The organism is Rhodococcus sp. LB1 (assembly GCF_001583455.1).
Lineage (GTDB): Bacteria > Actinomycetota > Actinomycetes > Mycobacteriales > Mycobacteriaceae > Rhodococcus_F > Rhodococcus_F opacus.
On record NZ_LTCZ01000034.1, the window covers coordinates 42,987 to 68,250 of the forward strand.

Here is a 25,264-nt window from a genome sequence, read left to right on the forward strand (position 1 = left end):
CACAGTATCCCGCGCGGGGCCGGAACCGCAGTCCGGCCCGCGTCAGATCCCGAGATCCTTCGCGACGATCGTCTTCATGATCTCGGTGGTACCGCCGTAGATCGTCTGGATCCGGGCGTCCACGAACGCACGCGCCACCGCGTACTCGCGCATGTATCCGTACCCGCCGTGCAGTTGCAGGCACCGGTCGGCCACACGAACCTGCAGTTCGGTGGTCCACCACTTGAGCCGCGCCGCACGGGCCGGGGTCAGTTCTCCGCGGACGTGCTGCCGGATGCAGTCGTCGAGATAGGTCCGGGCCAGATCGAGTTCCGTGGCCAGTTCCGCGAGAACGAATTGGGTGTTCTGGAAGCCGGCGATCGGCTTTCCGAAGGCGCTGCGTTCCTTCACGTATTCCAGGGTCTGCTCGAGCACCCCCTCGGCGGCCGAGACCGCGCCGACGGACAGCGAGAGGCGCTCCTGCGGCAGATTGTGGACGAGTTGATAGAAACCCTGCCCCTCCTCGCCGAGGAGGTTGGCCACCGGCACGCGCATGTCGGTGAACGTCAGCTCGCTCGTGTCCTGAGCGTGCAGCCCGATCTTCTCCAGGTTGCGGCCCCGGGAGAATCCCGGTGTGGTGGATTCGACGACGAGCAGCGACAGCCCCTTGTGCTTGTCTGCCGACGTGCGCACGGCGACGACGAAGAGCGTGCCGTTCTGGCCGTTGGAGATGAACGTCTTGCTGCCGTTCACCACGTAGTGGTCGCCGTCGAGCACTGCCGTGGTGCGGATCCCGGTGAGGTCACTGCCGGTGCCCGGCTCCGTCATCGCGATGCCGAGAATCGTCTCACCGGTGACGGTTCCGGGAAGCCAGCGCGCCTTCTGCTCCTCGGTCGTCATGTCCGTCAGGTACGGCAGCACGACGTCGTTCTGCAGAGAGAATGCGATGCCCGCGGCGGCGGCACCCGCCCGATTGACCTCGTCGACGACGATCGCGTTGTAGCGGAAGTCCTCGACGCCGGGGCCGCCGTAGGCTTCGGGAACCGGGAAGCCGAGCAGCCCCTGCTTACCCGCGTCGGTGAACAGTGCCGGGTCGAGGCAGCTTTCGCTCTCCCACTGCTCGTGCCTCGGGACGATCCGCTCGCGCACGAAGCTGCGGACACTGTCCCGGAACTGGTGGTGCTCGGACTCGAATTCGATGGTCATGACGGTGTCCTTTACGAGCTGACGGTGTGGGATCCGCGGGCACTCGGGACGACGAACGCCCCGCTCTCGAACTCCCGGCGCGCGGTATCGGTGGCCTTGTAGTGCAACTTCTTTCCCGTCGCCGACACGGGGAGTGACTCCACGAAACGGTAGGCCCGGGGGCGCTTGAACTGCGAGAGCATCGGGTGTCTGCGGCAGAAGTCGTCCAGATCGTCCGCGGACGGGACCGGTGCGGTGGTGACGACGTAGGCGACGACGATCTGCCCCCACTTGTCGTCGGGAACCCCGACCACCAGCGAATCCGTGACCGACGGGTGCCCGCCCAGTGCTTCCTCGATCTGCACGGGGTGCACGTTCTCGCCGCCGGACAGGAGCATGTCGTCCTTGCGGCCGACGATCGTCACGAACTCTTCGTCGTCCCAGGTGGCCAGATCACCGATGTGGAGCCAGCCGTTCCGGAACTTCCGTTTCTCCTGCTCCGGGGCATCGAAGTAGGCGTTGGCGCCTTTCGGTGAGCGGACGATGACCTCACCGATCTCGGTTCCGTCCTTGGCGACCGTCTCGTGAGCGTCGGCGAGGCGGTCGTCGAACAGCCTGACCACGGCGACGTCGTCGTCGATGCAGGCCCGCCCGGCGGTCCCGGCCATCTCCGGCAGATCGGTGGGTCGGAGGAAAGTATTCCAGAATCCTTCGGTGCTGCCGTACCCGTTGAAGATGCGGGGATTCAGCACCTTCTGATAGTGCAGTGCCGCTTCCCGTTCGAGTGGCGCGCCCATCGTCACGATGCCGTTGAGGGTCGACAGGTCCCGGGGCTTCTCCTCCTGTGCGCGAGCGAGCATCGCCAGGTTGGTCGGGGCACCGATCAGGAACGTCAGCCCGTATTCCTCGACGTAGTCGAGGGTGACCTCGGCGTCGAAGCTGCGCTGCGCCACCAGCGAGGCACCGAGATAGAACGTGGGATTCGGCCCGGCGCAGTACAGTCCGCCGCGGTGGAACCACGGAGTCATGTTCAGCGTCTTGTCTTCCGCTGTCAACGGGAAGTGCATGATCACGTCGTGGGCGCTGAAGATCTCGATCATGCTGTTCAGCGGAACCCCCTTGGGCATGCCGGTGGTTCCGGACGTGAACAGCCGTGTGGTTTCGTCCCACACCGTGCGACTCACGTCCGGCGGTGAGGCCGACTCGGCCACGAGTTCGTCGAAGCGAATCACCTCGAAACCGTTTCCCGGCAGTGGTTCTCCGGGTCCGACGGCAACGACGAGCGCAGGCTTGTGTGTGGAGCGCGACAAGGCATCCCGCACCATCTCGCCGATCTCGGTGTCGTAGACGAACACCGTGGGGCGGTTCGCGTCGAGGATGACCGCCGTCTCCCCGGACGCGAGCCGGAAGTTCATCGGCGCTCCGACCGCGCCGCAGGCCTGCCCGGCCAGGTACAGCTGGGCGAATTCGGAACCGTTGAACAACTGGTAGGCCACGACATCGCCCGGAGCGACGCCGGCGCGGGCAAGCCCGGTGGCGAGCCGGTCGACGCGATCGCCGAGTTCTGCGTACGTCCAGCTCTCGCCGGTCGACGGGGACTGCATCGCGAGTCGATCGGCGTACCGGTGGGTGTTGCGCCGGAAGCCGTTCAGATAGGTGAAATCGTGCTCGAAGTACTGACGATAGGCGTGAGCATCGTAGGTGTACGTCATGATGAGTCCTCCGTCCCGGTGCCGCTCAGCCGGCCATGGTGAGGCCACCGCTGACGCTGATCACCTGGCCCGTGATGAACGACGCGGATTCGGACGCGAAGAACAGGACCGGCGCCGCCACTTCCTCCGGGCGGGCGAGCCGCCGGAACGGAATGGCCTTCACCAGAGCCTCTTTGAGCTTCTCCGCCTGCGCCTGGAACAGCGGGGTGTCGGTCGGGCCGGGGCACACGCAGTTGACGTTGATCCCGTACCGGGCCATCTCACGGGCGAGCGACTTCGACAGCGCGATCACGCCGCCTTTCGCACCGGCGTAGATGCTCTCCCCCGCACTGCCGACACGGCCTGCATCGCTCGCGAGATTGATGACGCGCCCGCCGTTACCCGCCTCCACCATGCCGGGAAGGAACGCACTACACATGTGGACGGGCCCGAGGTAGTTGATGGCGACGACCTTTTCGGCGAATTCGGTAGTGGCGTTGAGGAACTGATCGGTGCGGTCCCATCCCGCCGCGTTGACGAGGACGTTCGCGACGCCGACCTCGGCCGTCACCCGGTCGCGCAGGGCGTCGACCTGCGCCCGGTCGGCGACGTCGACGGTCATCGGAAAGAGCCGGTCGGGCCGTTCGGCTGCCGTCTTCTCCGCGGCCTGCAGGTCGAGGTCGGCGACGACCACCGTGTCGCCCTGCTCGGCGAGCGCGAGGGCGATGGCCCGGCCGATGCCGGATCCTGCGCCTGTGACCACTGCGATGTTGTTGCTCATGCTTTTTCCCACTTCCCGTGCTGTCGGACTCAGGCGTTCACGAATTTGTTGAAATCGGGCTTGCGCTTCTCCGCGAACGCCGCCGCCCCCTCGAGGCCCTCGGGTGAGTGCGTGAACAGGTCCAGCGCGGACATCGCGAGATTGCTCAGTCCGGCCTGGTGATCGGTGTCGGCGTTGAACGACTGCTTCAGGAAACGCAGGGTGGTGGGGCTCTTCTCGGCGATCTCCGCGGCGACGGCCTTGGCCTCGTCGAGCAGTCGGTCGGCGGGGACCACCCAGTTGACCAGGCCCCAGCGTTCGGCGGTGACCGCGTCGTACTGGCGGCAGAGGTACCAGATTTCCCGGGCGCGTTTCTCGCCGACGACTCGCGCCAGGAAGGCGGACCCGAAGCCCGCGTCGAAGGAGCCGACGCGGGGACCTGCCTGGCCGAACTTCGCGGTCTCGGACGCGATGGTGAGGTCGCAGAGAACGTGGAGGACGTGGCCGCCGCCGACCGCTATGCCGTTCACCGCGGCGATGACGGGCTTGGGGACGTCGCGGATCAGCTTGTGCAGGTTGCCGATCTCGAACATTCCGCTCTCGGTCGGGCCGTAGTCGCCGGTCTCCGCGCGCTGCTTGACGTCGCCGCCGGTGCAGAATGCCTTCTCCCCCGCACCGGTGAGGATGATCGCCTGCACCGCGTCGTCGGCCCACGCCGAGCGGAAGGCCTTGATCAGCTCGTCGACGGTCTTGCCGCGGAAGGCGTTGTAGCGCGCGGGGCGGTTGATCGTCACGACCGCAGCCGGGCCGTCGACCTCGTAGGTGATGTCTTCGTAGTCGGTCACGGTGATTCCTCTCTGGAGTCTGCAATGAGTTGTTGTTCATGTTTTATGAATCAGTATTCGATTTGAATGAACGTATATTCACACCGGGGAATGTGTCAAGGGTCACTCGACGCTCGGTGGCACTAGAGGAAGGCGCCGACCCCGGTCTCCGCCCGGCCGATCAGCAGCTTCTGAATCTGACTGGTGCCCTCGTAGAGCGTCATCACCCGCGCGTCGCGCATGTATTTGGCGACGGGATATTCGTCGACATACCCGTACCCACCGAAGATCTGTATTGCGTTGTTGGCGGCGCGAACCGCAGCTTCACTGCAGAAGTACTTCGCCTTCGACGCGGCTGTCCCGAACGGCTCACCGCGCTCGATCAGGTCGGCGGCCCGCCAGGTGAGCAACCGCCCCGCGTCGGCGTCGACGGACATGTCGGCGATCAGATCCTGCACGAGTTGGAACGAGGCGAGCGGACGGTCGAACTGCGTGCGCTCGCGGGAGTAGTCGACGGCGGCCTCGAGACAGCCCTGGATGATTCCGACGCAACCCGCGCCCACCGAGACGCGACCCTTGTCCAGGGAGTGCATCGCGATGGAGAAGCCCTGCCCCTCGGATCCGAGCAGGCAGCTCGCCGGCACGCGAACGTCCCTGAAGGACAACTCGGCAGTCGCCTGCCCGCGCAGTCCGAGCTTTCCGCGGATCTCGCGCGATTCGAATCCCGGGGTATCCGTCGGAACCAGAAAGGCCGAAACCCCTTTGGGCCCAGGGCCTCCGGTGCGCGCGAACACCAGGCACAGTTTCGCCCACGTGCCGTTGGTGATGAAGATCTTGGACCCGTTGATGACGTAGTCGTCGCCGCTGCGTACCGCCTTGGTCTTCAGATTGCCGGGGTCGGAACCGTTGTCCGGCTCGGTGAGCCCGAAACAGGCGAGCGCCTCACCGGACGCGATGCGGGGCAGCCACTCGTGCTTCTGATCCTCGGTGCCGTGCGACAGGATCACCTTGCCCACGAGCCCCATCGACACCGAGACGATGCCCCGGACCGCGGAGTCCGCCCGGCCGAGTTCCTCCATGCCGAGGCAGTACGTGATGTAGTCGCCGCCGAGCCCGCCGTACTCCTCCGGAATGGTCATGCCGAAGAAGCCGATGTCGGCGAGCTTCTCGACGATCGCGGTGTCCACCGATTCGGCGCGGTCCCACGCGGCGCGGTGCGGCACAACCTCCTTGTTCAAGAAGTCGCGGGCCAGCTGCCGGAACTCCTTCTGCTCCTCGGTCAGTGCCAGGTCCATGAATGCTCCTCGATGCCGTGTTGAATACACGATCAATTTTTGTGAGTGACTACTCACTTGAAGTGAAGCTATATTCACTCCGGGGCGTCGTCAACCCTCGAGCGCTGGCCCGGTGCCGCGTCGGCTGAGTAGGCTCGACTCATGCCGGTCACCTGGTCGGATGGGGTCGATGACGTCATCCGTGGCGATCTGACCTGCGGGTTCGCGTACATCACGCCCGCAGGCGGGGCCGTGGTGACGGCGGTGGCACCCCTCGGGCTGAGCGACCGCGAGCGGGGAACGGTCGGCTTCACCACCTCGCTGGGGTTCGGACGCAAGCTCGAACGCATCAAAGGTGAGCCCCGGGTGGCGCTCACCTACCACGCCCGCGAGCACGGGATCGGCGACGCCACCAATCAGCGCTACGTGCTCGTGCAGGGTGACGCGACGTTCGACCCCACCCCCGACCCGGAACTGCTCGAAGACATCGGCCGGCGCTCGACCCCCTACACGGGCGAGCCACGCCGCGGCGTGTTCTGGGACCGGTGGCTCAGCGCGTACTACGCCGACCGGGTACCGGTGACGGTGACGGTGACACGGGTCGTCGCCTGGCCCGACCTGCACCTGACCGGTCGGCCCGAGGTGTTCGGCGCACCGCTGCCCGCCGTCGACGCGGAACCTCAGACTCCGCCGAAGCGGGGCACCGGCCCACGGGTGGATGCGGCCAAGACCGGTGGGCGCGCTGCGAAGCTGTCACACCGGTTGCTCGCCTACCGTCAGGCGGACGGCTATCCGGCCGTCGTTCCGGTCGACGTGGTTTCTGCGAGCAGCGAGGGCGTGCGTCTGACGGTGCCCGCCGGCGTGCCGCAGGGCGGCCGCCGCGCAGGGCTGCTCGCCCACGCCTATCGCGCCGAGCTCGTCGGCCTCGAGTCGCGTCAGAACACCGGCTGGATCGAGGTCACGGGCACCGAGGCGCTGTATGCACCCCATACCCAGGCCGGGTTCGCGGCGCCGCCGAACAAGACCCTCCTGCTCCTGGCCAACGGATTTCTGGCCCGGCGTGGGCTGGCGAAGGCCCGCAAGGAGGGCCGGACCCAGGCCACGGGCGCCTGATTCAGATCCCGCCGTTGGCGTAGACGACCTGGCCGCTGCCCCAGCACGCCGGGCGTGCGAGGAACGACACGACCTCGGCGATATCGGTTGACACGCCTACCAGCCGCCCCAAATGGTCAAGTTTTCTGTCCCCTTTAGTCAAAAATCACCGTCCTGCGCCAGCTATCGTGACATCCATCACCTCAAGTGGTGTGGGCCGGGCAGGTCGCCGGAGATCGAGCATGAGTGGGCCGCTCCGATCTCCGCTGGAAGACGTCACCGGTGGCATCCGGCCGGCTCGTGCCAACCCTTATCCCTCTGATTGGAGTTCTTCATGCATTTTCACGATGATGCCCTGTTCCCGGAGAACCAGGACAAGCTCGTTATCACTGTCGCGCCGTACGGCCCGGAGTGGGAGGTCGACGACTTCCCCGAGGACCTGCCGTTGTCGATGGACGAGCATGTCCAGCAGGCTGTGGACTGCTTCGAGGCCGGCGCGACCGTGCTGCACATCCACGTCCGCGAGCTCGACGGGAAGGGCTCCAAGCGGCTGTCGAAGTTCAACGAGCTGCTGGGCCGGCTGCGCGAGGCCGTGCCGGAGATGATCCTGCAGATCGGCGGCTCGATCTCCTTCGCCCCCGAGGGCGAGGGCGCGGAGGCGAAGTGGCTCAGCGATGACACCCGGCACATGCTGGCCGAGCTCGATCCGGCGCCGGACCAGGTAACGGTCGCGATCAATACCGGACAGATGAACATCATGGAGTTGATGACCGAGAACGACACGCGCGGAACGTCGTTGGAGCGTCCGGAACTGGTCGAGACCTACCGGGAGATGACTGTGCCGGCCGGCCCGACCTGGGTGGAGGAGCATCTGCGCCGTCTGCAGGCCGCGGGTATTCAGCCGCACTTCCAGCTTGGGAGCATTCCGCAGCTCGAGACCGTGGAGCGTGTGATTCGGCGGGGCTTCTACACGGGCCCGCTCAACATCACGTGGGTGGCGATCGGCGGCGGGCTGGACGGACCGAATCCGTACAACATGATGGAGTTCATCCGCCGAGTCCCGGACGGCGCCTCGCTCACGCTCGAGACGTTGATGCGCAGCGTGCTGCCGGTGAACACGATGGCGATCGCGATGGGCCTGCACACCCGGTGCGGCAACGAGGACAATCTGTGGGCGCCGCGGGGCGGCAAGATCACTTCGGCGGACCAGGTGCGCCAGTTGGTGCGGGTTGCCGGCGAGCTCGGCCGGGAAGTGGCCACCGCCAAGGAGGCCCGCGAGATCTACCGGATCGGTGAGAGCTACGCGGATGCGGACGAGACGCTGGCGCAGGCCGGTTACGCGCCGAATCGTCGGCCGGGGCAGGTCGGATTCACCCACTACGCCCAGCACCAGAACGTGTAGCAGGAGACCACGAGTGGTTGGGGGCGCGGTGACATTGCCCGTGCTCCCAACGCACTCCCCGTCCGAAGGACCAGCCGACCGGCCCCGCGCTTTCGACACAATCTCGAACTTCTCGAAACAACCCCAAGGAAGTAGGCCATGGTGCTGCAAGATCAACCTGTCGAGGTCGACACCCCAACTCGCACACCCAGCCGGAAGCGACGGATCTTCCCCTGGGTGGTCTTGGCATTGACCTTCGGCCTACTGCTGTCGGACTACATGTCTCGCCAGGTGCTCAGCGCCGTCTTCCCAATTCTGAAGGCCGAGTGGGACTTGTCCGACTCGCACCTCGCCTCCCTGAACAGCATCGTTGCGCTGATGGTGGGCTTGCTGACCTTGCCTCTGTCGATCTTGGCGGATCGCTGGGGCCGGGTCCGGAGCCTGGTCCTGATGGCCGTGCTGTGGAGCATCGCGACGCTGCTGTGCGCGATCGCCACCAGCTACGAGCAGATGCTCGGCGCCCGCTTCCTCGTCGGCGTGGGCGAGGCGGCCTATGGCAGTGTCGGTATCGCCGTAGCGCTCACCGTCTTCGCCCCCCGCGTCCACGCGGCCCTCGCCGGAGCATTCATGTCCGGCGGATCGTTCGGTTCGGTGATCGGCGTCGCGCTCGGCGGGTTCATCGCGGTCCAGTTCGGCTGGCGCTGGTCCTTCGCCGCCATGGCGATCTTCGGCCTGATCCTGGTGGCGCTGTTCCGCGCCCTGGTGTCGGAGGGCAAGCTGGCCAGATATGCCATCGAGGGCCCGCCTACCGCGATCGGCGACCCAACCACGCCGGACGGTTATCGCGCCCCCCCTGTCCAGCCTGTTCACCAACCCCGCAGTCGTGTGGACCTATGTGGGCAGCGGACTGCAGATGTTCACGTCAGCGGTCCTGCTGGCCTGGATGCCAAGTTTCTTCAACCGGTACTACGGCCTGGCCCCAGATAGGGCCGGAGTGGTCGCGTCCGCCTTCGTGTTGCTCATCGGCAGCGGCATGGTGGTCTGCGGGGTCATCACCGACCGGGTCAGCCGCGAGACCCCGGCCACCAAATGGACCTCGGCAATCATCTACTGCGTCATCGCGCTGGGGTGTCTGGGGCTTGGGTTCAGCATGGGCAACGGCCCCGTCCAGCTTGTCCTGATCGGCATCGGCGCCTTCTTCTCGGCCGGCTCTTCCGGCCCGGCCGCCGCGATGGTCGCCAACCTCACGCACACCACCCTTCGTGCCTCCGCGATGGGTGTGGCCACTATCGCCAACAGTCTTCTCGGCCTGGCCCTGGGCCCCTTCGTCATCGGGATCCTGGCGGACCACCTGGGCCTGCTCGACGCGCTCAGGCTATCGCCGTTGGCATACATCCCCGCGGCCTTGGCACTGCTGCTGGGACGACGGCTATTCCCCGCCGGCCTACGCAAGCTCCAGCAGCTGCGGCCGGGCGGCGCCTCGAACATCACCAACTAACACCGGAGACCGCAATGGCCAACCCTGTCCCCACCGACCCTTCATCCCCCACAGTCGTGATCGTGCCCGGACTCCGGGACCACGTCGACGAGCACTGGCAGACCTTGCTGGCGAACAAACTCGACCGGGTCCGTATCGTGCCTCCTCTCGAGAACGACAAGCTCAGTGTGAGCGCGCGCACAGCGGCCCTCGACGCCGTCATCCAGGACATCGACGGTCCGATCGTGCTCGTCGCCCACAGCGCCGGCGTCATGATTGCAGTGCACTGGGCTCAGCAGACGACCCGGCCGATTCTCGGCGCCCTGCTGGCGACGCCCCCCGACCTGGAACAGCAGCCCCCCGAGGGGTATCCGACACTGGAGGACCTCGACAGCAACGGCTGGCTACCCATCCCCCGCCGTAAGCTGCCCTTCCCGAGCATCGTCGCGGCCAGCACGAACGATCCGCTGGCCAGCCGCCGCAGAGTGGCCGGCATGGCGGAGTCGTGGGGCGGTCGGCTGGTCGACCTCGGTGACGTGGGGCACCTGAATCCGGCCTCCGGGTTCGGAAATTGGCCACATGCAGAGGAGCTCATCCAGGAGCTGCTCGGGGTTCGGACGGTAGCCACCTCATGAGCAAGGTATTCGGCACAGCATCCGCCGCGGTGGCAGACATCCAGGACGGAATGTCCCTGGCGGTCGGCGGATTCGGCGCATGCGGCATTCCCGACGCGCTGATCAAGGCCATCGACGCGGCCGGAGCAACGAACCTCGAGGTATTCACCAACAATTGCGGAGTGGAAGGCGTCGGGCTGGGAATCCTCCTGGAGGGAAGAAGGATCCGCCGTGTAACGGCATCCTATGTCGGGGACAACAAGGAGTTCGCCCGGCAGTATCTCTCCGGAGAGCTCGAGGTGGAGCTGACCCCACAGGGCACCCTCGCAGAGAAGCTGCGCGCCGGCGGCGCCGGGATCCCGGCCTTCTTCACCCCCGCGGGTGTGGGCACCCCGATTGCGGGCGGAGGGCTGCCCTGGCGCTATCGCGCAGACGGATCCGTTGCGCTCGCGTCGCCGCCGAAAGAGGTCCGCGAGTTCGCGGGCAGGAGGTATCTGCTCGAGGAGTCCATCAAGGCGGAGTACGCGCTGGTGCACGCGCTCGTCGGCGACACCGCGGGCAACCTCATCTTCAGCAAGGCCGCGATGAACTTCAATCCAATCGCGGCGATGGCGGGCGAGGTGTGCATTGCTCAGGTCGAGAGACTCGTCGAGCCCGGTCAGCTCGATCCGCACCACGTGCACCTGCCGGGGATATTCGTCGACCGGATTGTGCAGACCGGGCCGCAGGAAAAACACATAAAAAAACGCACCGTGACCACCGCCAACGGCAAGAGGACCACCTGAGATGACCACGATTGTTGATCCGGCGACCCCCGCGGTCGTCGGCTGGACGCGCGATGAGATGGCCGCTCGGGCGGCCCTGGAACTGTCCGAGGGACAGTACGTGAACCTGGGCATCGGGTTGCCTACGATGATCCCGAACTACCTGCCGGCCGGTGTGACGGTCACCCTGCACAGCGAGAACGGCATCCTCGGAACCGGCGCCTATCCCACGGAGGACCAGGTCGACGCGGACCTGATCAACGCAGGCAAGGAGGCGGTGACCGTCAACTCCGGCGCCTCATTCTTCGATTCCGCGACCAGCTTCGGGATGATCCGCGGCGGCCATATCGACGTCGCGGTACTCGGCGGCATGCAGGTCTCCGCCACCGGCGACCTGGCGAACTGGATGGTCCCGGGAAAGATGGTCAAGGGCATGGGCGGTGCCATGGACCTGGTCCACGGCGCCGCCAGAGTGATCGTACTCATGGAGCACACCGACAAATCCGGCGCGCCGAAGATCTTGTCGGCCTGCACTTTGCCGCTGACCGGGGCAGGCGTGGTACACCGCATCATCACCAACCTCGCTGTCGTCGACGTCACGGACAAAGGCCTCGTTCTGCGCGAATGTGCTCCCGGCGTGACAGAGACCCACGTCCGTGCCGCCACCGCCGCCGCTGTCGTGTGACCCCCATTCGAGTCTTGAAAGTGGGCCTGATGCTCAAATTGTGTCTGGTCGAAGGCGCAGATGGCCAGCTATAAATACCCGCGCCGAATCGAATGCGTCGCGGCGTTACCGATGACAGTGACCGGAAAGATCCTCAGGCGCGAACTCGTCCGCTTTGAGGCTGCCCACTGATCCCGCACCACCCAACCGTTTCGGAGGAATGATGACGCAGAACGAAAACAGCCATCCCGTGGTGGAGGCGATGAAGGCCGGCGGCAGCTGGAATCCACTCTGGGATGGGCTCAACGAGATGGACCCGGACTGGACCGAGCTATACATGAAGATGGCGATGCAGCCGTACCAAAGTGGAGTTCTCTCGCCGAAGGTCATCCAGCTGCTGTGCATCGCCGTCGACGCCGCCGCCACCCACATGTACGCGCCGGGGACCAGACGCCACATCCAGGCCGCCCTGGACATCGGGGTGACACCCCAGGAGATCCTCGAGGTGCTCAAACTGTCCACCGTCGTGGGAATCCACTCCTGCAACCTCGGCGTCCCGATACTCGTCGAGGAGATGGCCGCGCACGAGCGCCGTCAGGCGGCCAACTGACCCTGCGGTCAGCCGTCAAGCTGAAGCTGGAGCGGACCGAGTTGGCTGTCGAGAAGCGAACGAGTACCGCAGCGCGGCTAGGTCTTCCGGTGTTGAGAACTTACGAGAGCCGGCCAGGAGACGAGAGGAAACCGAGATGAAGCTGCAGGGCAAGGTGGGGGTGGTCACGGGGGCGGCCCAAGGACTGGGGAGAACCATCGCGGTGGCGATGGCCGAGGAAGGTGCGGACATCGTCGCCTGCGACATCCAGGCGGACAAATTGGCGGACGTTGCGGGAGAAATCGAAGCACGCGGCCGACAGTGCCTGCCAGTGAGCTGCGACGTCTCGGACAGCGCCGCGGTTCGAGAGATGTTCGCCCGAACAGCAGCGCGGTTCGGCACCGTGCACATCCTGGTCAACAACGCTGCTCGGGTACCGAACTCCCCCGCCGAGGAGGAGCGGCGCAACCGGCAATACGCTCACCTGACCACGCCGACGCCGCGGCGGTCCCTCGGTATCACCAGCGACCTCACCGACGAGGACTGGCTCAAGTGGTGGGATGTCAACGTCCACGGAACCTTCTACTGCACGCGCGAAGCGTTGAAGTTCATGCAGGCCCAGCAGTACGGCCGGATCATCAACATCGCGTCGATCGCGGGCATCTCCGCGGCCAGCGCGCACAGTCCGGGATACTCCGCAAGCAAGGCGGCGGTCGCCGGCTTCACCAAGGCCGTGGCACTGGATGTCGCCGGCGCCAACATCTGTGTCAACTCGATTGCCTGCGGGGCAGTGATGACACCACCATTCGAGGAGTATCTCGCCCGAGCGACCGATCAGCAGCGAAATAGCTTGTACCAGATCATCCCGCTCGGCCGTCTCGGGCGGCCGGAAGAGTACGCCTCTCTCGCCGTCTACCTCGCCGGGGACTCTCACTACCTGGTGGGCCAGGTCATCAGCCCCAACGGGGGCGTAGTCATCTGACGGACGGTCCACCTGATCCCGCAGGCGCAGAAGAAGCCCGGGCGATGGAGGTGGTTGATTGCCGTACTCGGTTACCTGGTCTACGTCTGTGACGGGGCACCGACGACGGGTCGGCGGCGCCGGGTCAGGGCGCCGTGGACCTTCATGACGGTGCTCGCATCGTCGTGACAGAGGTGAGTGGTGCGGTGCGGTGCCACAAGCCCGAATCTATTCCGGGGCAGAGGGGGCGACTGGTCGGAGCGAGCCCTCGGGACGCCGGCGGGTGGGGGTGCCGACCGCGGGAGACGTCGAATCCTGCGCCGCCTTCCAGGCTTTCGGGCTGCATCCGAAGCGGTCTTTGAACCACCGCGAGAACGAACTGAGCGCGGAGAATCCGAGTTCGCCGGCGATGTCGGTCAGGGATCGGTCGTGGCGGGCGACGTAGCGTTGCGCCAGATCGATCCGCACCGAATCCACCAGCGAAGAGAACGTCGCGTCCGACCGGGCGAGGTGGCGGTGCAGTGTTCGCCGATCCATGCCGAGGCTGCGGGCGACATATGCGGCCGAGCACCGCTCGGTCGCCAGGAGCGACTCGACCAGGGTGCGGACGCGATCAACGGTGGTCGTGTCCTCGGGCGGGACGAGCGCCTCCAGGTACTGCCGGGTGTAGGGCCGCAGCAAAGGGTCCGACATCGCGTTGTCGGCATCGAGGTCGCGCGCGTAGACGACGATCCCGTTGAGGGTGTGCCCGAACTGGATTCGGGAGCCGAGGATACGGTGGTGTGTGCCGAGGACCGCCGGAGCGTCGTGCACGAAACACACCGTCAGCGGCTCCCAGTCGTCGTGGAGCAACTCGCGCAGGATCCGGCAGACCGAGGCGACGGCGATCTCGATGCCCTGCCGACCGAACGTGACCCCCGGGGCAGTGTCGACCTGCACGGTGGCCAGCCCGTGCGCTTCGACCAGCCGGGCACGCAGCGCCTCGTTGTGCAGATTGACATGCCGCAGAACCATGCCCAAGGCGCTGCGCACGTCCGGTTCCTCCCGCGCGATCAACCCCACCGGACCGAGGTTGGACATCCCTCGGGCCGCCGCGAGTCGAAGCCCGAAATCCTCGCACCGGGTTTCGGCGGCGGACAACTCGAACAGCCGCGACACCGAGTCGACGGGCAGCCACCCGTCACCGGAACCGAGCGCGGCCGGATCGACCCCGGCCGAGCGCATCACTGGGAGAGGGTCCCGCCCCAGCGTCAGCATGAGATCGACATAGCCGTTGAGCACGGCATTGCGCACCAGATACTGCATCGTCACCCTGTCCCGAACAGTCAAATATTTTGACCCGAGAGGTCAATTCTAGTCGTTCTTGCCGGCCGAACTCGACCGGAACACGACCATCATCCGTTTTGAGATGCCCGGGTCGACGTGCCCGGGGCAGGTGGATCCCCGCCCTCGTGCGTGCGCGCCCTACCCGGTCAAGGGCCCGGCACGTGGTTCACCGCCGACGCGGTCGTCGCGGTATTCTCACCTCAACCGAACCTTCGGTCGGCTCCCGTGGATGACGGCGCACCGATGCGGTGGAGTTCTGCACCTGGAAGGATTGCGCGCATGACTACGGCACGCCCCGCACGGAAGACCGGATCGCCCGGACGTCCCGGCTACGACCTCGACTCGCTGCTCGCTGTCGCAGTCAAGGTCTTCAACGACAAGGGTTACGACGGCACCAGCATGGAGGTGCTGGCCCAGCGCCTGGGAATCACGAAGTCGTCGATCTATCACCACGTGTCCGGGAAGTCGGAGCTGCTCGAGCTGGCACTGTCGCGCGCGCTCAACGCCCTCTTCGCGGTCACCACCGAGGAGAAGGCGACGAGCGGCCGGTACATCGACCGTCTCGAGTACCTCGTCCGCCGCAGCGTCGAGGTCCTCGCCGCCGAGCTTCCCTACGTGACGCTCCTGCTGCGCGTGCGCGGCAACACCGCGGTGGAGCGTCGCGCGCTCGCCCGCCGCCGCGAGTTCGACGCGTTCGTCAGCGACCTCGTCGTCGCGGCGGCGGAAGAGGGAGACCTGCGGCCCGGCATCGATCCCGCGCTCACGAGCCGGCTCGTGTTCGGCACGGTCAACTCGCTGATCGAGTGGTATCGCCCGCGCACGGGCGGGACGGTCGCGGACCTGGCGGACGCCGTCGTCGAGCTGACGTTCGACGGGTTGCGCCGCACGTGACCACCGTGGCGACCGGCGTCAGCCGCCATCGCTCGGGGACGAACCGGAATCCGCTCCGCACCGCCGCGCCGAACGTCGTTGGGACGGAAGCGCTGTGGTGGTCATGACGATCTCCTGATGCCGCTCGATGCGGCACGTGGTGCATTCGGGACGACTGTTGCCATCTGGTGTCAACAGTGGGGCGAGAGGGGATCCCCGATCGTTACCGGGATCGATGAGACGATGACGGCATGACCGACAGCGAGAACCCACGTGGAGCGCCACGCAAATGGCGTGGCCGGGAGCCGGCCGACCGCCGCGCGGCGAGGCGTGCGGCACTGATCGAGGCCGGCCTGCAGATCATGGGAACCGAGGGAACGGCAGCGACGACGATGCGCGCGACCTGCCGCCAGGCGGGCCTCACCGAGCGCTACTTCTACGAGAGTTTCGACAATCGCGAGGCGCTGCTCGTCGCACTCCTCGACCACGTCGTCCTGGGGGCGAGGGACACCCTGCTCGGGGCTCTCGAGACGGGCCCCGACGATCCCGGCGAACTCGTCCGCCACGTCGTGAAGGCGTTCACCGGCTACATCGCCCAGGACCGGCGGCGGGGACGCGTCATGTTCGTCGAGTCGCAATCCGTGCCGGAATTGGCCCAGCGCGGCGAACAACTCGTCACCGAGTTCACCACTCCCATGACGGCGGCACTGACAATGCTGGGTGTCGACGGCGCACCCCGCGACGCCGTCAACACCCAGCTGAACGCGATTGCCCTGTTCGGGGCGATCGCCTTTCTGTACCAGCGCTGGCTCACCGGCAGCCCGAAGATCTCGCAGAAGCGGATCGTCGAGCACATCGCACTCACCATCGAGGCTCATGCGCCGGTGAACAGCACCCCCTAGACGTGCGCGGCGCGAACCAGCGGTCGCCGCATCGCTTCCAGGCCCGCGACGACCGCCACTGCGATCACCACGTGCATGACCGAGAGCGCGATGGTGCTGGCGGTGTCGAAGTCGGCCTGAATGGTCAGGGCGATCGTCGCGAGCGGCAGCAGGGCGCCGATCACTTCGGCCGGACGGATGACGGCCACCCATTTCAGCGAGATCAGCGCGGCCAGTGTCATTCCGATCAGTATCGGAACGACCGTCAGGATGACGACACCGCCTGGCGCCACGCTGCTGGTCGTGCCGGCATCCGTCATCTCGAACGAACCGCCGGCAGCCAGTCCCAGCAACCAGATCACCAGGTTGGGGACGAGCGCGCCGATTGCGGTCGCGGCGATCGCCCACGGGCGGCTCAGTTCGAGCGTCATCGGGTTGATCCGTGAGGTCGAGGTTGCAGAAATCGTGGTTCCAGTGCTGGACATGTTCATTTCTCCCTGTCGAGTGGCTCGAGTTGCTACTGACCGATCCTGCAACCTCAACCATTGTTTGGGTCAAGGCCTGAAATCGAGGTCTTGTCGGTGAGACCTGAACGGGTAGACCCGGGGAGAACGCAAAACTCATCGCAGTCGGCTCCGGCCGGCCATCTGGGGAAAGATGGTCACCATGAACCCTGCCCCCACGACACCTCCCCGACCGCGGGGGCTCCGCAACCCCCTCCGCCTACTCGCGCGCTGGCTCGGCACCCGCGAATGGGTGATGCAGATGGCGCCGATCATCATCTGGCTGGAGTCGCACCTGCGCGCGTGGACCGGCAACCGGGTGAGCCTCGTCGGCATCGCCGGACTGCAGTCCCTGCAGGTCACGGTCCCGGGTCGCAAGAGCGGCACCCCGCGCACGACGGCGCTGCTGTGCATTCCGTATGGGGACGGGTATATCGTCACCGGCTCGAACTGGGGGCGTCCCGAGCACCCGACGTGGTCGGTGAACCTACGTGCCGCGAACGAAGCCCGCGTGAAGGCCGGATCGCACGAATCCCGCATGAGCGTCCGGATGGTCACCGGGGACGAACGCGAGAATCTCTGGAAGCTGGTGATCGACTACTGGCCCGGCTACCTCATGGAGCATCGACGGTCCGGTGGACGCGAGTTCCGGCTGTTCGTGCTCGAGCCCGCGCAACCGTCTACGGAGATTCGCGAATCCTGAAGACCGGCTCCACGAAGCGTTCGACGGCATGACGCTCGGCGGCCGTGTCGTCCAACGGCCAGGTCAACAGCGACAGGACGATGCGCACGATCCACCCCGCCGCCTCCTCGTCGGGCGCGATGCGGGTGAGCGAGATCGCCACCCGGCCGAGTTCGGGTGCGCGGGCCAGGTACTCGTCCGTGCTTCTCGACCTTGACCCGGTGAACCACCGCGCCAGTGTCGGCTCCGCGCGAATCGCGGTCACCGATGCGAGTATCGCCTCGACGATCCGCTCCGAGTTCTCGAAAGTCTCCAGCGACTGCTCGACGTGGTCCGCCACGGCTCCGGCGGCGCGGGACATCACGGCGTCGACGAGTGCCCGCTTGCCCCCGACGTAGCGATAGAGCGTCGCGCGCGAGCACCCTGCCCGTCCGGCGACCTCGTCCACACCAACGCCGTCGATGCCCCGCTCGCGGATCAGGTCGGCCGCGGCGGCATGAATCCGCTCGACGGCGAGCGCCCGCCGGCTGCCACCGGTCAACCAATCCGCGTGTTCCACCCGCTCCACCGTTCGACACGTCATTCTCACTTTGCCTCACCATGAGACGGATCTCCACACAATTCTAGAACATGTTCTCCAATTCGACTTCGTGATCAGCGACGATGTTTCCGGATCCACTCGCGCTGAGACACCGGCAAAATTGCTGTTGACCCGCGGTGTCGCAGTCCGCGGAACACTCTTGACATCACCCTCCTTCGACGCGAACCGTAGTGATCTATAACAGGTTCCCGCCAACAAGGAGTCCTCGATGACCCACTCGCCGACCCGCGGAATCGACATCTTCGATCCTGTCCATCTCGACGAACCGAACGAGCTCTACCGAACACTCCGCGAGCACTCCCCCGTCCACCGCGTCGCCGGCACCGACTTCTTTCTGGTGTCCCCGTGGGATCTCGTGACCGAGGCGGCGAACCGCACCGACGTCTTCTCGTCGAACCTCACCGGTGTGCTGGTGCAGCAACCGTCGGGACCGCCCGCGACGTTCGACTTGGATGACGGCGGTCAGGCCCTGCACGTGCTGGCCACCGCCGACGACCCGGCGCACCTGCACCATCGCACACTCGTGCTCACGACGCTCGGCCGCCGCATCCGCGCGCTGGCCCCGGCCGTGGACTCGCTCGTCGACAGTCTGTGGGACGAGGGAATGCGGGACGGGCAGATCGACTGGGCGTCCGCGATGGCCGACCGGCTTCCGCTCGCGATGGTCGCGCATCTCATCGGCCTGCCCGAGTCGGACGTACCCCAGCTACTGACGTGGGCCTACGACAGCACGGAGATGCTCGGCGGGGTCATCGCCGCGGACCGTCTCGGTCCCCTCGTCACCTCCGCGGCGGAACTGGCCGGCTATCTGCGGGCCGAACTCGTGCGGGCGAGGCCGGACCCACGCGCCGACCTTCTGGGCGTCCTCGCCCACGCGTGCAATGCAGGCGAACTCTCCGAGGACGTGGCGACGCTCGTCCTGGTCCAACTGGTCGGCGCGGGCGGCGAATCGACCGCGGGGCTGATCGGGGGCGCTGCACGCCTCCTCGCCACCCGCCCCGGACTGCAGACCCGGCTCCGGCAGCAACCCGCCCTCGTCGACGCGTTCCTCGACGAGGCGCTCCGTCTCGAGTCCCCGTTCCGGGGGCATCACCGGCACGTGGTTGCCGACACCACGCTCGGCGGCGTCGATCTGCCCGCCGGTAGCCACCTGCTCCTGCTGTGGGGTGCGGCCAACCGGGATCCGGCCGTGTTCGAGCGTCCGGACGAGATAGTGCTCGACCGGCCGCACATCCGTTCGCATCTCGCGTTCGGCAAGGGCGTCCACTTCTGCGTCGGATCGGCGCTCGCCCGCATGGAGGCGCTCGCCGCGACCACCGCACTGCTCGAGCGGACCGACCGCTTCTCGCTCGCCGCCGACGCCGAGCCGCGTTGGGTTTCCAGCCTGTTCGTGCGACGCCACAGCGCGCTCCCGCTCCGAATCGGACAGCTGACATGCGCTGATTGACATTGACGTCAACATCAACACATACTGTGACCGTGACCACAAGTGAGGCTCAGGAGCGGGCGCGGTCGGCGCGGAAAGACAACGACGGTCCCCGCCGCCGCGAACTCCTCCGCGCCGCGAGCGCCTGCTTCGCCGAACTCGGCTACGACCGGACGACCGTCGAGGTGATCACCACCCGGGCCGAAGTGTCGCGGGCAACGTTCTACGCCTACTTCTCGTCGAAGGACGAGGTGTTCCACGCCGTCGCCGCCGACGTGTGCGAGGAATTCCTCGAGTCGCAGCACGTGGAAGGACCGGCGAGCGAGGACCTGCGAGAGGTGCTGCGCACCACGACGAAAGCGTTCGTGGAAGCCGTGTACGCCAACGGACGCGTCCTCGAACTGATCAGGCACCGCGCCCGGCTCGACCCCGAGGTCGGCCGAAGCTGGACCACCGTGCAGACCCGGCTCATCCGCCGCTACACCCGGTTCATCGAGCGCATCATCGCCACGTGCGACGTCACGCCGTGCGCGCCGCCCGCCCGCATCGCGCAGACCCTCGCCGACGCCCAGCTCGCGGGCGCCGCCCGGCTGGTCGACGCGACGGCCCGCGAACAGCGCCGGTACACCGCCGACCTGACCGCCATCTCCGAAAGACTCATCGGCTTCGCCTGACAACGACAATCCGCACAGAATCGGGAGTTCGGTATGCCCACTTCGCCTTCGAGTGACCCCACGGCCCTGGAATCGGCCCTCGCCGAGATACGCGAACTCCAGGACGCCGCGTGGCCACCGCAGGTACCGCGGACAGTCGAGTACCCGATCGAGGGCCGCACCGTGATCGACTACCTGCGGCACTGGGCAACGGAACGCCCGCAGACTGTCGCGATCGACTTCTACGGTCGTGCCATCACCTACGCCGAACTCGACGAACTGTCCGACCGCTTCGCCGGCTGGCTCCTGCAGCGGGGCGCGTCCGCCGGCGACCGCGTCGGCGTCCATCTCACCAACTGTCCCCAGTTCCATGTCGCCATGCTCGGGATCCTGAAGATCGGCGCCGTCCACGTCCCGATCAACCCGTTGTTCCGGGAGCACGAACTCGCGTACGAACTCGACGACGCCGGCGTGGAGATCCTGCTGACGCAGGATTCGTTCGCGGCCATGGTCGAATCCGTGCGCAGCCAGACGGCGCTGCGGCACGTCGCGATCACCGCCCTGTCGGACCTGCTGCCGGCCGAACCCGGCGTCACACCGCCGTTCCCCGCCGCCTCCGTAACCACCGACTGGGCGGAGATCATGGAGTCCCCCCGTGCCGAGCCTATTCCGATGGACCCCGACGCGTTGGCGGCACTGAACTACACCGGTGGGACCACCGGGATGCCGAAGGGCTGCAAACACACGCAGGCGCACATGGTCTACACCGCAGCCACCGCGACACTGGCCGGCGGCAGGCAGGTGGGCGAGGCTCCCCCCGTGGTCCTCGGGTTCCTGCCCATCTTCTGGATCGCCGGCGAGGACTTCGGCATCCTGTATCCGCTGATCAACGGCGGCACCGTCGTGCTCCTCAACCGCTGGGACCCGGAGGCCGCGGCGACGCTCGTCGAAAGTCGTGGTGTGACATCGATGGTCGGGACGGTCGACAACTATGTCGAACTGATGGATCTGCCCGACTTCACCGACCGAGACTTCTCCACCCTGGACAACGCGATGGCCGTGTCGTTCGTGCTCAAGCTCGACCCCGCGATTCGCGGCCGCTGGCGCGACGCCACCGGACACGTGCTGCGGGAGGCCAGCTACGGGATGACGGAGACGCACACCGCCGACACCATCACGCTCGGTTTCCAGACCGACGACGAAGACCTGCTCAGCGAACCCGTGTTCTGCGGACTTCCGGTTCCGGGCACCGACGTGCTGATCGTCGACGAGGCCGGGGCGCCCGTGCCGGTGGGGCGACCCGGACAGATCATCGTGCGCAGTCCGTCGCTGCTCACCGGTTACTACGGCAAACCCGATGCCACCGCTGCCGCGCTCCGCGGCGGATGGCTCCAGACCGGCGATGTGGGCAAGCTGAACGGCAAAGGCGCACTGCATTATCTGGCGCGCAACAAGGAAATGATCAAGACCAACGGGATGAGCGTGTTCCCGTCCGAGGTGGAGGCACTGCTCATGCTGCACCCCGACATCCAGTCGGCCGCGGTGGTCCCGAAGCCCGATCCGGGCAAAGGCCAGGTGCCGTTCGCGTTCGTCCAGCTCCTGCCGGACCGTCAGGTCTCGGGTGAGGAACTGCGGGAGTGGGCCGCCCGGAACATGGCCACCTACAAAGTCCCTACCGTCGAGGTGCTCGACGCCCTACCCATGACGGCGACCGGGAAGGTCCGCAAGGCCGACCTGTTCGCTCTGGCCGAGGAGTACAAGTGACCCTGCTGGTCGCCAATCGTGGCGAGATCGCGCTCCGCATCATCCGCACTGCCGAGGAGATGTCGGTCGACACCGTCGCCGTCTACGCGGAGGACGACGCGGACAGCCCCCACGTGCGCGCGGCAACCGAAGCGGTCGCGCTCCGCGGGTCCGGCCCGTCCGCCTACCTGGACCCTCGCGCCGTTCTCGACGCGGCAGCGGAGTTCGGTGCCACGGCAGTGCATCCCGGATACGGATTCCTCAGCGAGAACGCCGATTTCGCACGCTCCTGCGCCGAGGCGGGACTGGTCTTCGTGGGTCCGAGCCCCGAAGTGCTCGACATCTTCGGCGACAAGTCGTCGGCACGCGAGGCCGCCGTGGCCGCGAAGGTGCCGGTGCTCGCCGCGACCAACGGTCCCACCGACCTGGACGGCGTCCGCGCGTTCTTCACGGAACACCCGGGCGGCATCATGATCAAGGCACTCGCGGGCGGCGGCGGTCGCGGCATCCGTGCCGTCCGCAGCGCGGACCGGATCGAGGAGGAGTACCGGCTGTGCGCGTCCGAGGCGCAACTCGGGTTCGGCAACCCCGCACTGTTCGCCGAGGCTCTTCTCGACGGCGCCCGGCACATCGAGGTGCAGGTGGTGGCGGCGCCGCAGGCGGGCGTGACGCGGGCCCTGGCCGTCGGTGATCGCGACTGCAGCGTGCAGCGCCGCCACCAGAAACTCGTCGAGATCGCCCCCGCGCAGGGGCTCGACCCGGGACTGCGCAGCGAACTGCACGAGGCCGCGGCCCGGCTGTGCGCCAGTGTCGGGTACCGGGGACTCGCCACCGTCGAATTCCTGGTGTCGCGGAACGGTTTCGTGTTCCTGGAGGTCAATCCCCGAATCCAGGTGGAGCACACGATCACCGAGGAGGTGACGGGGATCGACCTCGTCGCCGTGCAGATCGACATCGCTCGGGGAGCCGACTACGGAGAACTCTCGCTGCCCGACGGCGTCAGCGCCGTGGGGCTCGACACGTCGGGCACTCCCACTGCCGCGCGCGGAATCGCCGTCCAGGCCCGCGTCAACATGGAGACGATGCGCCCCGACGGTCAGGCCGTCCCCGCCGCGGGCACCCTGTCTGTCTTCTCCCCGCCGACGGGACCGGGTGTGCGCGTGGACACGTACGGGCGGCCCGGACTGTCACCGAGCCCGGGGTACGACTCGCTCCTTGCGAAGGTCATCGTGCATTCGCGGGGCCCGTCGTTCTCGGCCGCGGTGCGCAAGGCCGGTGCGGCGCTCGCCGAGTTCGTCGTCGAGGGTGTCCCCACCAATATCGGCTTCCTCCGGGCGATTCTGGCGGACCCCGGCTTCGCCGACGGCATCGTCGGCACCGACCATCTCGCCGAGCGGATGAGCGCGCTCGTCGACGCCGCGCACGTGCACCAGCCGGCGGAGGTGGCGTCGGAGGCATTCGAGTTGCGGGCGGGTGAGGACGTGCTGCGCGCCCACCTGGCCGGGACCGTCGTGGAGGCTGCCGGAGAAGGTGCGACCGTGGAGTCGGGTGCTCAGCTCGTGGTGCTCGAAGCCATGAAGATGCAGCACGTGATCGCCGCGCCCGCCGGTGCGGTGGTCGAGCGGAATCTGGTGGCGCCCGGGCAGAACGTCAACGCCGGCGACCCGCTGGTCGTGATCCGCCGCACGGGATCGGAGGCCGGCGACGTCGCCGACAGCGCAACCGATCTGGATCGTGAGCGCGCGGACCTGGCGGAGATCCGGCAGCGGCACGAGGTGACCCTCGACGCCGCCCGGCCCGCCGCGATCGCGAAGCGTACGAAGCTCGGGCGGCGCAGCGCACGTGCCAACATCGACGACCTGGTCGACCCCGGCAGCTTCGTCGAATACGGACCACTCGTCCTGGCCGCGCAGCGCAGCCGCCGATCCGAGCAGGACCTGATCGAGAACACCCCCGCCGACGGTCTGATCGCCGGGCTCGCCACCATCAACGGTGAGGTGTTCGGTTCGCGCGAGGCCCAGGCGGTCGTGCTGTCGTACGACTACACGGTGCTCGCCGGAACCCAGGGCATGCGGAACCACGCGAAGACCGACCGGGTGATCGAACTGGCCGGCCGCAAGCAGGTCCCGGTCGTCCTGTTCGCCGAGGGTGGCGGCGGGCGGCCCGGCGACACCGACGCCGGCCCGGCAGCAGGATTGGACCTGAACACCTTCCGGTCGCTGGCGGCACTGAACGGGAAGGTTCCGCTGGTGTCGGTGGTCTCCGGCCGCTGCTTCGCGGGCAACGCCGCCCTCGCCGGAGTCTGCGACGTCCTCATCGCCACCCCCGACGCGAACATCGGCATGGGCGGCCCGGCGATGGTGGAGGGCGGTGGACTGGGTGTGTACCGGCCGGAGGACATCGGGCCCGTCGACGTGCAGCGGCGCAACGGCGTCATCGATCTGCTCGCCCGGGACGAGGCGCACGCCGTCGAGCTGGCCAAGAAGTACCTGTCGTACTTCCAGGGCGCGCTCCCCGACTGGGAAGCCCCCGAGGAGCGGCTCGCACGCCACGTCGTCCCGGAGAACCGGTTGCGCGCCTACGACGTTCGCAGTGCCGTGGAATCCATCGCCGATGTCGGCTCGGTCCTCGAACTACGCCGCGACCACGGCGTCGGCATCGTCACCGCGCTGATCCGGGTGGAGGGTGCACCGTACGGGCTGGTCGCGAACAGCAGCCACCACCTCGGCGGCGCGATCGACGCGGTCGCGGCGGACAAGATGGCCCACTTCCTGGAGCTGTGCGAATCCTTCGGCCTGCCCGTCGTCTCACTGTGCGACACACCGGGATTCATGGTCGGCCCCGATTCGGAGAAGGAGGCCACGGTTCGCCGGTTCGGCACACTGTTCGTCGCGGGCGCGCGGATGACCGTGCCGTACGGAACGATCATCCTGCGCAAGGGGTACGGACTCGGCGCGATGGCCATGGCGGGCGGCTCCTTCCACGCGTCCGAGTTCACGGTCGCGTGGCCGACCGGCGAGATCGGGGCCATGGGACTGGAAGGCGCGGTGCGGCTCGGATTCCGGAAGGAGCTCGAGGCGATCGACGACCCCGCCGAGCGCGACACCGCGTTCGCGCAACTCGTCGACGCCGCCTACCAGCACGGGAAGGCCCTCAACGCGGCGACGATCTTCGAACTCGACGACGTGATCGATCCGGCCGACTCCCGTGCCTGGATCGTGCGCCTCCGGCGCCCGTGAGTACTTGTTAACCGCCGCGGGGCTGTTGCGGAATTGAGTGAGGGCGGTCCGGGTGCGGGTGTTTGGTGCCGAGGTGGGTGCCGGT

The 25,264-nt window shown here is 67.1% G+C and carries 22 protein-coding genes and 1 pseudogene; 15 read left to right on the forward strand and 8 right to left on the reverse strand.

What is annotated here, in order from left to right:
• Positions 1-42 precede the first annotated feature (42 nt).
• The 5 genes from AZG88_RS06585 to AZG88_RS06605 form a co-directional block, all read right to left on the reverse strand.
• Complete coding sequence (locus tag AZG88_RS06585) at positions 43-1,185, reverse strand: acyl-CoA dehydrogenase family protein (protein WP_061046168.1); 1,143 nt, start codon at positions 1,183-1,185, stop codon at positions 43-45.
• An 11-nt stretch (positions 1,186-1,196) separates the two neighbouring features.
• Positions 1,197-2,876, reverse strand: coding sequence for a class I adenylate-forming enzyme family protein (locus tag AZG88_RS06590; RefSeq protein ID WP_061046167.1), 1,680 nt, complete (start codon positions 2,874-2,876; stop codon positions 1,197-1,199).
• 25 nt (positions 2,877-2,901) lie between these two features.
• Positions 2,902-3,636, reverse strand: coding sequence for an SDR family NAD(P)-dependent oxidoreductase (locus AZG88_RS06595; protein WP_061046166.1), 735 nt, complete (start codon positions 3,634-3,636; stop codon positions 2,902-2,904).
• A 29-nt stretch (positions 3,637-3,665) separates the two neighbouring features.
• Positions 3,666-4,460: an enoyl-CoA hydratase-related protein gene (locus AZG88_RS06600; RefSeq protein WP_061046165.1), complete on the reverse strand. Its 795-nt coding sequence runs from the start codon at positions 4,458-4,460 to the stop codon at positions 3,666-3,668.
• A 122-nt stretch (positions 4,461-4,582) separates the two neighbouring features.
• Positions 4,583-5,734 (reverse strand): acyl-CoA dehydrogenase family protein, encoded by a 1,152-nt coding sequence (locus AZG88_RS06605; protein WP_061046164.1) that lies wholly within the window; start codon positions 5,732-5,734, stop codon positions 4,583-4,585.
• A gap of 141 nt (positions 5,735-5,875) precedes the next feature.
• Here AZG88_RS06605 and AZG88_RS06610 point away from each other — a divergent pair, with 141 nt between their 5' ends.
• The 8 genes and pseudogenes from AZG88_RS06610 to AZG88_RS06645 all read left to right on the forward strand — a co-directional run bounded on the left by AZG88_RS06610 (position 5,876) and on the right by AZG88_RS06645 (position 13,276).
• Positions 5,876-6,826, forward strand: a complete 951-nt coding sequence (locus AZG88_RS06610) for a hypothetical protein (protein ID WP_061046163.1) — start codon at positions 5,876-5,878, stop codon at positions 6,824-6,826.
• Between the two features lie 313 nt (positions 6,827-7,139).
• Complete coding sequence (locus AZG88_RS06615; RefSeq protein ID WP_061046162.1) at positions 7,140-8,207, forward strand: 3-keto-5-aminohexanoate cleavage protein; 1,068 nt, start codon at positions 7,140-7,142, stop codon at positions 8,205-8,207.
• A 138-nt stretch (positions 8,208-8,345) separates the two neighbouring features.
• Positions 8,346-9,684: pseudogene (locus tag AZG88_RS55260) on the forward strand (MFS transporter).
• Positions 9,685-9,698: 14 nt separating this feature from the next.
• The gene (locus tag AZG88_RS06625) at positions 9,699-10,298 is read left to right on the forward strand and encodes an RBBP9/YdeN family alpha/beta hydrolase (RefSeq protein WP_005250943.1); all 600 of its coding nucleotides are present in this window, start codon (positions 9,699-9,701) and stop codon (positions 10,296-10,298) included.
• A complete protein-coding gene (locus AZG88_RS06630) occupies positions 10,295-11,062 on the forward strand; it encodes a CoA transferase subunit A (RefSeq protein ID WP_061697269.1) in 768 nt (255 codons plus the stop codon). The genes AZG88_RS06625 and AZG88_RS06630 overlap by 4 nt, the downstream gene beginning before the upstream one ends.
• 1 nt (position 11,063) lies before the next feature.
• Positions 11,064-11,726: a 3-oxoacid CoA-transferase subunit B gene (locus AZG88_RS06635; RefSeq protein WP_061697270.1), complete on the forward strand. Its 663-nt coding sequence runs from the start codon at positions 11,064-11,066 to the stop codon at positions 11,724-11,726.
• Positions 11,727-11,928: 202 nt separating this feature from the next.
• The gene (locus AZG88_RS06640; RefSeq protein WP_025433296.1) at positions 11,929-12,315 is read left to right on the forward strand and encodes a carboxymuconolactone decarboxylase family protein; all 387 of its coding nucleotides are present in this window, start codon (positions 11,929-11,931) and stop codon (positions 12,313-12,315) included.
• A gap of 136 nt (positions 12,316-12,451) precedes the next feature.
• Positions 12,452-13,276: an SDR family NAD(P)-dependent oxidoreductase gene (locus AZG88_RS06645; protein WP_005250940.1), complete on the forward strand. Its 825-nt coding sequence runs from the start codon at positions 12,452-12,454 to the stop codon at positions 13,274-13,276.
• Between the two features lie 207 nt (positions 13,277-13,483).
• Here the strand turns inward: AZG88_RS06645 and AZG88_RS06650 are convergent, their stop codons facing one another.
• Positions 13,484-14,560: an AraC family transcriptional regulator gene (locus AZG88_RS06650; RefSeq protein WP_061697278.1), complete on the reverse strand. Its 1,077-nt coding sequence runs from the start codon at positions 14,558-14,560 to the stop codon at positions 13,484-13,486.
• Positions 14,561-14,860: 300 nt separating this feature from the next.
• Between AZG88_RS06650 and AZG88_RS06655 the strand changes: the two genes are divergently transcribed.
• Together AZG88_RS06655 and AZG88_RS06660 are read left to right on the forward strand one after the other, a co-directional pair.
• Positions 14,861-15,472 carry a TetR/AcrR family transcriptional regulator gene (locus AZG88_RS06655; protein WP_005250938.1) on the forward strand — a complete coding sequence of 204 codons (612 nt, stop codon included), beginning with the start codon at positions 14,861-14,863 and terminating at the stop codon, positions 15,470-15,472.
• 230 nt (positions 15,473-15,702) lie between these two features.
• Entirely contained in the window at positions 15,703-16,353 is a 651-nt protein-coding gene (locus tag AZG88_RS06660) for a TetR/AcrR family transcriptional regulator (RefSeq protein WP_005250937.1), read from the forward strand.
• On the opposite strand, the gene AZG88_RS06665 is transcribed toward AZG88_RS06660, so the two are convergent.
• Positions 16,350-16,817 carry a DUF6069 family protein gene (locus tag AZG88_RS06665; RefSeq protein WP_005250936.1) on the reverse strand — a complete coding sequence of 156 codons (468 nt, stop codon included), beginning with the start codon at positions 16,815-16,817 and terminating at the stop codon, positions 16,350-16,352. The two genes, AZG88_RS06660 and AZG88_RS06665, sit on opposite strands and share 4 nt — an antisense overlap.
• 181 nt (positions 16,818-16,998) lie before the next feature.
• Between AZG88_RS06665 and AZG88_RS06670 the strand changes: the two genes are divergently transcribed.
• Positions 16,999-17,538 carry a nitroreductase family deazaflavin-dependent oxidoreductase gene (locus AZG88_RS06670; protein WP_082833247.1) on the forward strand — a complete coding sequence of 180 codons (540 nt, stop codon included), beginning with the start codon at positions 16,999-17,001 and terminating at the stop codon, positions 17,536-17,538.
• Here AZG88_RS06670 and AZG88_RS06675 read toward each other — a convergent pair.
• The gene (locus tag AZG88_RS06675; RefSeq protein WP_082833246.1) at positions 17,516-18,076 is read right to left on the reverse strand and encodes a TetR/AcrR family transcriptional regulator; all 561 of its coding nucleotides are present in this window, start codon (positions 18,074-18,076) and stop codon (positions 17,516-17,518) included. The two genes, AZG88_RS06670 and AZG88_RS06675, sit on opposite strands and share 23 nt — an antisense overlap.
• 250 nt (positions 18,077-18,326) lie before the next feature.
• Between AZG88_RS06675 and AZG88_RS06680 the strand changes: the two genes are divergently transcribed.
• Genes AZG88_RS06680 through AZG88_RS06695 form a run of 4 tightly spaced genes read left to right on the forward strand, consistent with a single transcriptional unit; the run spans position 18,327 to position 25,179 of the window.
• Complete coding sequence (locus AZG88_RS06680; RefSeq protein WP_061697273.1) at positions 18,327-19,565, forward strand: cytochrome P450; 1,239 nt, start codon at positions 18,327-18,329, stop codon at positions 19,563-19,565.
• Between the two features lie 26 nt (positions 19,566-19,591).
• A complete protein-coding gene (locus tag AZG88_RS06685; RefSeq protein WP_025433299.1) occupies positions 19,592-20,218 on the forward strand; it encodes a TetR/AcrR family transcriptional regulator in 627 nt (208 codons plus the stop codon).
• 33 nt (positions 20,219-20,251) lie between these two features.
• On the forward strand, positions 20,252-21,961 hold the full coding sequence (locus AZG88_RS06690) for an AMP-binding protein (protein WP_061697274.1): 1,710 nt from the start codon (positions 20,252-20,254) through the stop codon (positions 21,959-21,961).
• The gene (locus tag AZG88_RS06695) at positions 21,958-25,179 is read left to right on the forward strand and encodes an acetyl-CoA carboxylase family protein (RefSeq protein WP_061697275.1); all 3,222 of its coding nucleotides are present in this window, start codon (positions 21,958-21,960) and stop codon (positions 25,177-25,179) included. Before AZG88_RS06690 ends, AZG88_RS06695 begins: the two co-directional genes overlap by 4 nt.
• Positions 25,180-25,264: the final 85 nt, after the last annotated feature.